The sequence below is a fragment of the Micromonospora globispora genome, assembly GCF_003857015.1.
GTDB classification, from domain to species: domain Bacteria; phylum Actinomycetota; class Actinomycetes; order Mycobacteriales; family Micromonosporaceae; genus Micromonospora; species Micromonospora globispora.
On sequence record NZ_QGGF01000719.1, the window covers coordinates 1 to 2,986 of the forward strand.

Consider the following 2,986-nt stretch of genomic DNA (forward strand, 5'->3'; position numbering starts at 1 on the left):
ACGGTGAGCAGCCCGGAGAGGCTGCCCAGCAGGCCGGGCACCTCGCCGGCCCGGGCGAGCAACGCGCCGGCGCCGTCCTTGCGGCGCAGGCCGAGGGCGAGCGCCTCCTCGCGGGCCTTCCAGGTGGCGGCGTCCTTCTCGGCGGCCCGCTCGGCGTCGGAGAGCGCGCGGACGGTCGCCTGCGCCTTCTCGTGGACGGCCACCGCCTCGGCGTGCCGGGCGTCCAGGTCGGCGTTGTCCCGGTCCGCCTCGGTGGACTGCTCGGCCACCGCGTCCAGGTCGGCCTGGGCCTTCTCGGCGCGGGCCATCGCGTCGGCGTGCGCGGCGGCGAGCCGTTCGATCTCCTCGCCGGCGCTGGTGGTGCGCGCCCCGGCGGAGTTGACCTGGCCGGTCAGCCGGGCCAGCCCCTCCCGCCGGTCGGCGATGGCCTTTGCGGCGGCGACCAGTTCCCGTTCCGCGGCGGCGAGCTGCCGTTCCAGCTCCTGCCGGTGCTCGACGGCCTCGGCGAGCCGGATCTGGTCGTCGGTGAGCGCCGCCCGCAGCTCCTCCTCCTGCTCGCGAACCCGCCGGGACTCGGCCTCCAGCTGGTCGGGGTCCCGGCCGGGGCGTTCGTCGTCGGGGGTGCCGCTGAGGTGCCGCAGCCGCTCCCGGGCGAGCTGCTCGATGGAGCGGAATCGTTCCTGCAGGGCGGAGAGCTTGTACCAGGTGTCCTGGGCGGCGGCGAGCAGCGGCGCGTCCTCGGCGAGGGCGGCCTCCAGCTCGCCGAGCCGGGCCTGCACCTCGCCGTGTTCCGCCTCGATCTGCTCCCGCCGCTCGCGCAGCGCGGTCTCGTCGGCGATCTCCTTGTCCAGCGTGGTCCGCAGCGTGGACAGGTCGTCGGCGAGCAGGCGGAGCCGGGCGTCGCGCAGGTTGGCCTGGATCGCCGCGGCCCGGCGGGCCACCTCAGCCTGCCGCCCCAGCGGCTTGAGCTGACGGCGCAGCTCGGCGGTGAGGTCGGTGAGCCGGTTGAGATTGGTCTGCATCGCGTCGAGTTTCCGCAGCGCCTTTTCCTTGCGCTTACGGTGCTTGAGGACGCCGGCCGCCTCCTCGATGAACGCCCGCCGGTCCTCCGGCTTGGCGTGCAGCATGCCGTCCAGCCGGCCCTGGCCGACGATGATGTGCATCTCCCGGCCGATGCCGGAGTCCGAGAGCAGCTCCTGGATGTCCAGCAGGCGGCAGGAGTCGCCGTTGATCTCGTACTCGCTCTCGCCGGAGCGGAACATCCGGCGGGTGATGGAGACCTCGGTGTACTCGATCGGCAGCGCGCCGTCGGTGTTGTCGATGGTGAGGGTGACCTCGGCCCGGCCCAGCGGCGCCCGCCCGGCGGTGCCGGCGAAGATGACGTCCTCCATCTTGCCGCCGCGCAGCGCCTTCGCGCCCTGCTCGCCGAGCACCCAGGCGATGGCGTCGACCACGTTGGACTTGCCGGAGCCGTTCGGGCCCACCACGCAGGTGATCCCCGGCTCCAGCTTCAACGTGGTGGCGGAGGCGAAGGACTTGAACCCCTTCACCGTCAGGCTCTTGAGATGCACCTTCTCGATCCTCGTCCGGTGGCCGCCGTACCGTCGCCGGCTGCGCGGACCTGGTGAACCCGCAGACTAACCCGGGGGCGGGGGCACCCGAGCATGCGACCCACCCCACACCGGTCGTGTCCTGCCCGGTGAGAAGCGGCCGCGGTGCGCGGAACTACAAGATCACTAATGGTCGTCCGGGGCCGCGCTCACACATTTCAGGAACCGCCACAAGATCGGAGAAACGGCGCGGAAAAAGTGTGCGGACAAAGCGGCGCGCCGGCACTTCGGTGTCGGCGCGCGTTTTTGTGATGGTGCGATTCAGTTTTCCGACAACCGGAGATCAGGTCAGCGCGGGCTCGGCCAGCCGGAGGAGGTCGTCAGCCTCCGCCGCAGCCGCCGCAAGCCGATCATTGTCGGCGCGCAGACGCGTGATCTCGAACTCCAGTGCCTGAACCCTGGCACGCAGTCGGGTGACCTCGTCGAGCAGACGCCGGTCCGGCGCTGCACCTACGTGGCCGTAGAGGGCCTTCGCCATGCTGACTCCTTGATATGCGCTGCCGGAAAGGCCGGCCAACGCGCGCCCCTGGTGTTCGCGGCTGCCATCCCCAGCAATATGCGGGCATGGCCGGGCGCGACTGGCGACACCTATATATTGAGCCGAAAACCCCTGCTTCGTCAAGTTGTGGCAGGCCGTAGATCATCTCCACGTCCGCCTGTCCACTTGTCGGGGGGCTGCCGTTAGGCGCGGACACGCTCTGTCCGGACCACTTAACGGTACGCCGGGGATTATGCGAACACCTCATCCGACCTGTCGGGTTCGCCTTAACTCTTTCTTAGAACGTTGCCGCAGCTCGCGGCCCACACGTAGCGTCACCCCGGCTCGCAAGCAACCCGTGGAGGCGACAGGCGTGGACCGCTGGACCGATCCGATCGACCCGGACGGCACTCCCCGGCGCCCCGAGCCGCCGAGCGACGAACCGCCGGCCTGGCTCACCGATCGGCCGGAACCACGGTCGTCGTACCTCTTCGGGGACGAGCCCGACGAGCCGGTCGACGCCTGGCATGACCGGCCCACCGAGCGGTGGCGTCCCGACCGCACCGGCGAACTCCCCTTCCCGGTGTCCCCCTTCGATCGGCGGGACGGCCACCCCGGTGAGCGGCCCGACCTGGACGCGACGGTCCGGCAGCCCGCCGACCTGACCGCCTACCGGGCCGCCCGGGCGGCGACCCCCACCGAATCGGGAGGGGGACGGCACCGGCAGCCCAGCCGGTTCCCCCGTCCCGTCCTGATCGGTGGGGCCGCCGCCGCGGCCACCCTCGTGGCCAGCCTGGGCGTGGGTGCCCTGCTGCTGCCGGGCAACGACCAGCAGACCGACCGGACGTCCGCCGACGACGCCGTGGCCGCCGCCCCGGCGCTGCCGGGCACTGCCTCG

At 71.9% G+C, this 2,986-nt stretch carries 2 protein-coding genes and 1 pseudogene; 1 reads left to right on the forward strand and 2 read right to left on the reverse strand.

All coding sequences use genetic code 11. The annotated features are described in order from the left end of the window. The coding region (locus tag DKL51_RS32810) for a chromosome segregation SMC family protein (RefSeq protein ID WP_148097923.1) at positions 1 to 1,571 on the reverse strand (1,571 nt) is incomplete at its 3' end. Positions 1,572 to 1,893: 322 nt separating this feature from the next. After that, positions 1,894 to 2,088, reverse strand: coding sequence for a hypothetical protein (locus tag DKL51_RS32815; RefSeq protein WP_007456482.1), 195 nt, complete (start codon positions 2,086 to 2,088; stop codon positions 1,894 to 1,896). Between the two features lie 373 nt (positions 2,089 to 2,461). On the opposite strand from DKL51_RS32815, the pseudogene DKL51_RS32820 reads away from it, so the two are divergent. After that, positions 2,462 to 2,986: pseudogene (locus tag DKL51_RS32820) on the forward strand (CAP domain-containing protein); the annotation flags it as partial.